At 34.3% G+C, this 8227-nt stretch carries 6 protein-coding genes; 4 read left to right on the forward strand and 2 right to left on the reverse strand.

Annotated elements, in window-relative coordinates; genetic code table 11:
- From BBH99_RS22320 to BBH99_RS05945, 3 genes are all read left to right on the forward strand, one after another.
- Positions 1–794: DUF5977 domain-containing protein (locus tag BBH99_RS22320; protein WP_228390746.1), on the forward strand; the 794-nt coding region annotated here is incomplete at its 5' end.
- 7 nt (positions 795–801) lie between these two features.
- On the forward strand, positions 802–4410 hold the full coding sequence (locus BBH99_RS05930) for a DUF6443 domain-containing protein (protein WP_066693286.1): 3609 nt from the start codon (positions 802–804) through the stop codon (positions 4408–4410).
- Positions 4411–4957: 547 nt separating this feature from the next.
- On the forward strand, positions 4958–5455 hold the full coding sequence (locus BBH99_RS05945; protein ID WP_066693295.1) for a hypothetical protein: 498 nt from the start codon (positions 4958–4960) through the stop codon (positions 5453–5455).
- Positions 5456–5526: 71 nt separating this feature from the next.
- Here BBH99_RS05945 and BBH99_RS05950 read toward each other — a convergent pair whose 3' ends face one another.
- Positions 5527–6516: a GlxA family transcriptional regulator gene (locus tag BBH99_RS05950; protein WP_066693298.1), complete on the reverse strand. Its 990-nt coding sequence runs from the start codon at positions 6514–6516 to the stop codon at positions 5527–5529.
- A gap of 205 nt (positions 6517–6721) precedes the next feature.
- Here BBH99_RS05950 and BBH99_RS05955 point away from each other — a divergent pair, with 205 nt between their 5' ends.
- The gene (locus tag BBH99_RS05955) at positions 6722–7642 is read left to right on the forward strand and encodes an SRPBCC family protein (protein ID WP_066693300.1); all 921 of its coding nucleotides are present in this window, start codon (positions 6722–6724) and stop codon (positions 7640–7642) included.
- 194 nt (positions 7643–7836) lie between these two features.
- On the opposite strand, the gene BBH99_RS05960 is transcribed toward BBH99_RS05955, so the two are convergent.
- On the reverse strand, positions 7837–8227 hold a 391-nt coding region (locus tag BBH99_RS05960; RefSeq protein ID WP_131799195.1), incomplete at its 5' end, for a helix-turn-helix transcriptional regulator.

Raw genomic sequence — 8227 nt, forward strand, 5'->3', positions numbered from 1 at the left:
CTAATGAAGACGCTTTAAATTTCACAAAAGAAAATTCTTTGTTAACAGCATTGGATAATCTGAGAAAAAATGCTAATCTAGCTAATTATCAAATTACAACATATACTTATGATCCTCTGATTGGTGTAACGAGTATTACACCTCCTTCTGGATTAAGAGAATATTATAAATACGACACAACTAATAGGCTAGAGAAAGTTGTGGATATCAACAGTAAGATATTGAAAGAATTTAAATATAGATATGGTACAAATTCACTTGTTATTTATTCTAATGCTGAAAAAAGTCAAATTTTCAAAAGAACAAATTGTACAGGTAATACAGAGGGCGGTTCCTATGATTATATTGTACCTAGTGGAACTTATAAATCTGATGTAAGTCAATTAGCCGCAGATCAAGAAGCATTAGATGACATTGCTATTAATGGGCAAAATATGGCAAATCAAAATGGACCTTGTATGCCTATTGTTTCTTGTAGCTTTACTTTTTCTTCAACCATAGGTAATCCACAATACAGTTATAATGGTACCACAATAACAGATGGTAAAGTAAAATTTTATCTATCGTTCCCACCACTCGGTATTTGGCAAAATTGGTCAGGAGGTATTGATATTGGAAAGGTTGGTCTAGCCTGTGCACCATCAGCCGATCGAGTAATTTTGCATTCGGAAGGGGGCCGTCAGTGGAAAATCTACATTGATACCACGGGAAATTGTAAAGCAACTTTAATTTCAGGAACAGTGGATCCATCTTCACAAAGCCCATTAAATTTTAACTTCCAATATCAAAAATAATATTACCATGAAAAAAATACTCATTCCCATAGGAATACTGCTGTTGGGGCAATGCCTCCAAGCGCAGCTTACCCAGGGAGAAAACTATATCCAATCCAAAACTTACCTGGATTATAATGGAACTACACCTACAAAATCATCAGAAACCGTTCAGTACTTTGATGGCCTGGGCAGGCTAAAGCAGGTTGTTAATGTAAAGGTTTCTCCACAGGGAAAAGATGTCGTCTCCCATAATGAATATGACCAATTCGGAAGGCAAGTAAAAGACTATCTTCCCATTCCTCAGCCAACAAGTCTGAACGGAGCTATAATTCCTAATCCCCTAACTAACACAGCCAATACCCCATATGGATCCGAAAAGATCTATTCCGAGAAAATATTGGAAAAATCTCCCCTGGATAGGATTCAGCAACAAATTCAGGTAGGTAATGATTGGAGTAACAAACCTGTAAAATTTGGATATGATGCCAATATTCCAGGAGAGGTTTACAATTTTGTTACCACGACAATATTCCAAAATGGAGCAACATTATCAACCATTAAAGTATCTGAAAATAATAGTGTGTCTAGCAATGGATATTATAATGCTAATACTTTATATAAAAATACAATAGAAGATGAAGATGGAAATAAAACAATAGAGTTTAGGAACGAGCAAGATCAGACTCTATTGGTCAGAAAAAATGATGGCACTCAAAATATTGATACATATTATGTGTATAATGAATACGATCAGCTGGCATTTGTGATTTCCCCTAAAGCAATGAGACTTTTAATAGATAATGGTCTTGCAGATTCAGAACCTGTTCAGGATCCTATATTAAGTGATCTTTGTTATCAATACAGGTATGACGGAAAAAACCGTCTGGTAGAAAAGAAGCTTCCAGGCAAAGGCTGGGAATATATGGTGTATGATAAAGCAGATAGGCTTGTTTTGACTCAGGATGCTAACTTAAGAGCAACAGGACAATGGTTGTTTACCAAATACGACCAGTTTTCAAGACCCATTTATACAGGGATATTAGACAGCCCACCGGGGCGTATTCAACAGATAGGTGCCGTAGAAGGACATGGAGTAAATATTGAAACAAGAAATACTTCGGGTTGGAATAATAGTGGGATGGATATTTTTTATTCCACAGATAAAGCTTATCCTACTACCAATTTTAAAGTCCTAAGTGTCAATTATTATGATACTTACCCTTCCTATAGTTTTACCCCTCCATTTCCCACTACCATTCAGGGAGCAGATACTTTAACAGAAACATTATCCTCTGAAGGCAGAAGTACCAAAGGCCTTCCAGTGATGAGCCTGGTGAAGAATATTGAAGATGACAACTGGACAAAGAATTACACTTATTACGATGCTAAAGGAAGAGTAATAGGAACTCATTCCATTAATCATTTGGGTGGGTATACCAAAACAGAATCCAGATTGGATTTTGCGGGAGTAGCTCAAAGCGTTATCACCAGGCATAAAAGACTGGCAACAGATACTGAAAGAGTCATCACAGAAAACTTTGAATATGACCACCAGAACAGGCTGCTTGTACACAAACACCAAGTAGATGCAAATCCTGTAGAAATCCTTACCCAGAATAAGTATAATGAGCTTTCCCAGCTTGAATCTAAAAAAGTAGGTGGGATTACTATAGGCTCTTCGCTTCAGCAGATGGATTATAAATACAATATCCGCGGCTGGCTGACTCAGATCAATGATCCTGCTAATTTGAACGGGAAGTTGTTTGGTTATGAAATAAAGTATAACAATCCGTTATATACTACCCAATCATCAGGTAGGTTTAATGGAAATATTGCAGAGATAGACTGGCGAAATTCTTCAGAAGATGTTCTTAAAAGGTACAATTATGAGTATGATTCCCTAAACCGCTTAAAAAATGGTTTCTATTCAGAGCCTCATGTTACTAATCCTGCAAATGGTAATTTTGATGAATATCTTACTTATGATGTGAATGGGAATATCAATACTTTGAAACGAAATGCTATTCCAGTATCAGGTCAAACTTCTGCATTAGTAGATAATCTTGAATATAAATACACAGGAAATCGTTTAAATCAAGTCATAGAATCTGCAATGAATGATACAGGATATGAAGGAGGCAATAATATGATTGATTATGATGCAAATGGAAATATGATTAATATGGTGGATAAAGGAATAAATACGATTGGTTATAATTACCTTAGTTTACCCAATTCTTATTCGATCGAAAACAAAAGCTTTGGACTTACTACGTATATAGGCTTGAATTACCTTTATCGTGCAGATGGAACGAAATTAAGGAAGGTTTATTCAAGCAGGCCAGTGAGAGGTTTAACAAGCTATACCACAACGGATTATTTGGATGGATTTCAATATTCTTATCGAAAAGGAGGAGGAATATGTATAACCTGTCGTACAGAATCTGCTTTTGAAGAGCAAGCTTATGAAAATCTTGGGAAAACTTTTCCAGATCTGGGAGAAACACCTACATGGAAACTTGAGTTTGTGCCTACTTCAGAAGGTTTTTACAGTTTTACAGAAAATCGTTATATTTATCAATATAAAGATCATTTAGGAAATGCAAGGGTAAGTTTTGCAAGGAATAGTGCAGGTGTTCTTGAAGTTACAGATATAAACAATTACTATCCATTTGGATTAAACCATATTTCAGGAATGTTTGGCCTTTCTAATTTTGGAGCATTATATAGTTACAAATACAATGGCAAGGAGCTTCAGGAGACGGGAATGTATGATTATGGTGCAAGGATGTATATGCCGGATCTAGGAAGATGGGGAGTGATTGATCCGCTGGCTGAAAAATATACAAGACATTCACCTTATAACTACGCTGTAAATAATCCAATTAGATTTATTGACCCGGACGGAAGAGCTGTTATAGATGGTGGAGGTAGTATTACCTATACTGAAGAAGATGCACAAAGAGCTTTTTCTCAACTAAAAGATTTAATGTCATCAAAACCTATTGATGATATAACAGTTAAAAGCAACGGAATTGTTTCAAATATTCTTAGAAATGGTAAATCAAATAGATTTTTTGACGAAAGTGGGACTCAATTATTTTTCAATGATTCAGCACAAGATGATAAATATATGTTAAGTCAAGTCTTTAATGTTGGAGACAGATTATATTACCCTATTTCATTTTCAGCTTTAAAGTCTCAAGTAACAAGTGTTTATCATAACAATCAATTAATGCTTATGAATGGCATGGATAGTTGGGGTAGTAAAATCAATTCATATGTTGATTTATTCTTAAATTCATATAACTTTGGCTTTGGGAAAGGCTCAGATTTTACATATAGTTTTTTAGTACCATTTCTACAAAGTAAAAATATTGAAGTTACAAATGAAAATTTAAATGCTAAATTTATTCCAAACGCTTTCTTCAGATTTGGTAACGTAAATATGATTTATAATACTTTTGATGCAGGTAATTTTATGTGGGGAGCATGGACTAAATATATAGGTCTTTCTGCTGAAAAAGCCATGTGGGGAGCAAGAATGAATGAATTTGGTAATGAAAGTTCTAGAGACCAAAATGCTATATGGAGAGGACATCAATATTTCTATAAAGGAACTTACAAAAAATAATATTATGAAAAAGAAAAGCATCTTTTTATTAATAAATTTAATAATCAGTGTATTAGTAAGATACAATCTGTATAGTAGTCAAATTCCTAATTTTGTTTATAATATAATAAACCCTAGGCAATTACAGGGAATTTCTAATATTGTTTTTTATTTAAGTATAGTCCTTCAGATAATACTGGTTATTTCAATTGTAATCAATTATAAAAAAATGAAAATTTATGAATTTATTATCGTAGGATTATCTGTGATATTTTTGATATCTTTTTTTACTTTAATATTCACTATATGATTTCCTCAGCTGATGCGAGCATCATTCTTATATCTTCAATAAAAAACATTGCTAGATCAGTAATGGTCTTTACATGGTTTAGAAAGTCGTTATATTATTCTGATCTTCAATTAGGAGCAAATGCAAATAGTAGGTTTAATTCAAGAAGAAATGGTTATGAGTCTCAATGGGACTCTAAAGATGGCCAAAGATCAATAATATTAGGAGCTACTCATGCTAAACGGGGTGACTATAGATCAATAAAAGCTATAATGTCATATGGAAAAACTCACAAGAATTCTTATTAGTTTATTTTTGTTTCTCATTCTTACGGAATGTAGCCCAACCCCAATTGAGTATAGTAATAAATTTTCCAAACTTGAAAATGAAAATTTCACTTATTTTAAGGGATATTCAATAACATATGGGGAATATTTAATAAGTAATTCTAATGAAAAAAAAGATAATGAAAGAATTTTCGTTAAAAAAGGAATTACTGGAAAAATTAAGAATATCAAAGATATAGATAATAATTCTATTACTAAGTCTGAGACAGAAATTAAATCGTTAGAAAAACTGTTAGATAGATTTGATAAACTAGATGTGTCAAATTTATCTGTTGATGATTTTCAAAATATTCAGTTTGTTTTTTTCTTGGATAAATGTTCATATACATTTTTTCGATTGTCAGATAAAAACAGTTTGAAAGATATGAACAAAACATATTTTGAAAAGTATAAAAAAGATTGGTATTTATATAAGCAGTGTTCTGAATAAATTTCAACCTGCCACACGCAGGATTCGTGTGGCAGGTTTATTTAAAAATATTATCATAAATTTATAATCAATTAGTTATGTGGAATTTTGCTGTATTTATTCCTATATTCAATAGGAGAGAGCCCTGTAATTCTGCGGAAAATATCCCGGAAGGCTTTTACATCAGAATATCCTACCTCGTACATTACTTCATTGATTGTTTTTCTTGAAGTTTCCAATTCCTTTTTGGCAGATTCAATTTTTACCCTTTGCTGGTATTCAATGGGTGTATTGCCGGTTGCTTTTGTAAATCTGCGGTCAAAACTTCTTCTTCCTACAGTAAATTTCCTGGATAGCTCATCAATGGATATTTTTTCAGAGAAATTCTGTTCAATATATTCCTGAGCCTGAACGACCATTTCATCTCCATGCGATTTTTGTCCGTTAAAGATGATGAAATCCGATTGGGTATGACGGTCAATGTCAATTTGAAATATTTTAGAACAATAGATGGCTGTTGGTCTGTCATAATATTTCTCAACTAGATAAAGAAGCAGGTTTAAAAAAGAATATCCGCCGCCATTAGTATAAATGCCCTGTTCATCTGTAATGATTTTTTCCGGCTTTACATTGACCTTTGGAAAAAGGTTTTTAAAGTTTACAACGGCATTCCAGTGAATGGAACAGCTTTTTTTGTCCAATAATCCTGTGGAGGCCAGTAGATAGGCTCCTGTACACATACTTGCCACATCAGCACCTTTCCTGTATTGTGCTGATACCCATGTTACGAGTAGACTGTTTTTACCTTCAATCTTTCTAAAATCGGGAGTAATAGCAGGAATGATGATTAAATCTGTTTTCTTTATAGATTCAATATCTTTTTGCGGCATTACTGCCAGTAAGCCATTCACAAAATCAGATTGTTTGGTAACGCCTGCCAGTTCAATGGTAAATATCTGATCTTTATTATTCAGGCTGTAATATCTGTTGGCTTCCGTAAAAATGTGATATGAACCTATAATACAGGAGAGCGTGTTCGGGCCTGTTTGAACATCAGGAACCAATATTGTCAGATGTTTCATGTTTTCAGCTTTTTTTGATTATGATTGTATTGTAATCATTTGTATTTCATGTAAATATACGAAATGGTGTTGTCCGGATCAACCTCTTGGAATGTCTATATTACACCCTTAAAAGGTCATTTTTTGTCCATACATTTGATATAGGGAAACATATATAGTTTTTCTTCAATAGGAAATAGTATTAATTTAATTAAAGAGATACCTTATGAAACCATTGGATTTTACAACAAGTATTACCGTTGATGCTGCTCCTCAGCAGGTATTTGATGCAGTCAATAATGTACGGGGGTGGTGGTCAGAAAATATTGAAGGTGCTACTGATAAGCTGAACGCAGAGTTTTCTTATCATTATCAGGATGTTCACCGCTGCAAAATAAGAGTCGTAGAAATAGAGCCTGCCAGGAAGGTGGTATGGCATGTTTTGGAGAACTATTTTAAGTTTACAGATGATAAAACAGAGTGGAAAGATACTTCCGTCATCTTTGAAATTATTAGAAAAGAAGACAAAACTGAACTTAAATTTACCCATGAAGGATTGACGCCTGCCTATGAATGTTATCAGGTATGCCATGATGCCTGGACGCATTATATTCAGGATAGTTTGCAATCTCTTATTACAACCGGAAGAGGAAAAGCAACGCCTAAAGAAGAAGCTGGCTCCTCTGAAAACTTAAAAGAGAAAACTTCTGACGGAACTACAAAAAGCATTTATCATAGATTATTGATTCCTGCCCCCGTAGAAAAAGTATATGAAGCGATTACCACTCAGGAAGGACTGGCAGGCTGGTGGACACCGGATACCACTGCCAAGGCAGAAATCGGAAGTATTTTAAGATTCGGTTTTGGTCCTGATTATTTTAAAAAGATGGAAGTAACAGATCTGAAACCTTATAGTCTTGTAAAATGGCGATGTATTCAGGCATTTGAGGACTGGATTGGAACAACATTAACTTTTGAGCTGGCACCTCATCAGAAAGGAACTGTTCTATTGTTTCATCATGATGGCTGGAAATCCTATACCTCAGAGTTTGCCTCATGCAGCTTCGATTGGGCCTTGTTTTTCAGAAGTCTGAAGTTTCTTTGTGAAACCGGGAAAGGATTTCCTTATCCGGAATTCAATAAATAGATGTGAAATAATTAAACTGCCAATTAGGCTTCGGCAGGCATCAAAGATGCCTGCCGGAGCCTTTTTTACTTAAACTTCCAACCTTTTTAAGCCTTTTCAATTCGAAAGAAATGGTATGAGTGGTTATGGAACAGCTTGAAAAGAAATGTCTGGGTTAATGGAGGGGCATCATCAAACGGATATTTAAGTGTTTTTTAATGAGGTATTCCGTTTATGTTTTTAATCTTACTTGGGATCAGATTGTATTTTCTTTTAAAGGCTGTAGAAAAATGTCTCGGATTTTTATAGCCCACCAGTTCAGAGATTTCATTGATATTTAAGTCGCCTTCCAGAAGCATTTTTTTAGCCTGTTCCATCTTACTGTCATTCCAGAAGTTGAAAACGGTAGTTCCGAACAACTCCTTAAACCCTTTTTTTAAAGTAAATTCATTGGTTCCTACCTGGTGAGCAAGATCAATCAGGGAGCAGTTTTGGTCGAGGTTATTGACAATAAAATCTCTTACGGCATAGATTTTTTCTTCATCTTTTTTAAGCAGGGAAGAGGGAGAAGATTTACCTTTGAAAAGCTGTTCTAATTGTAGAAGA

The organism is Chryseobacterium contaminans, from assembly GCF_001684955.1.
Taxonomy (GTDB): domain Bacteria; phylum Bacteroidota; class Bacteroidia; order Flavobacteriales; family Weeksellaceae; genus Chryseobacterium; species Chryseobacterium contaminans.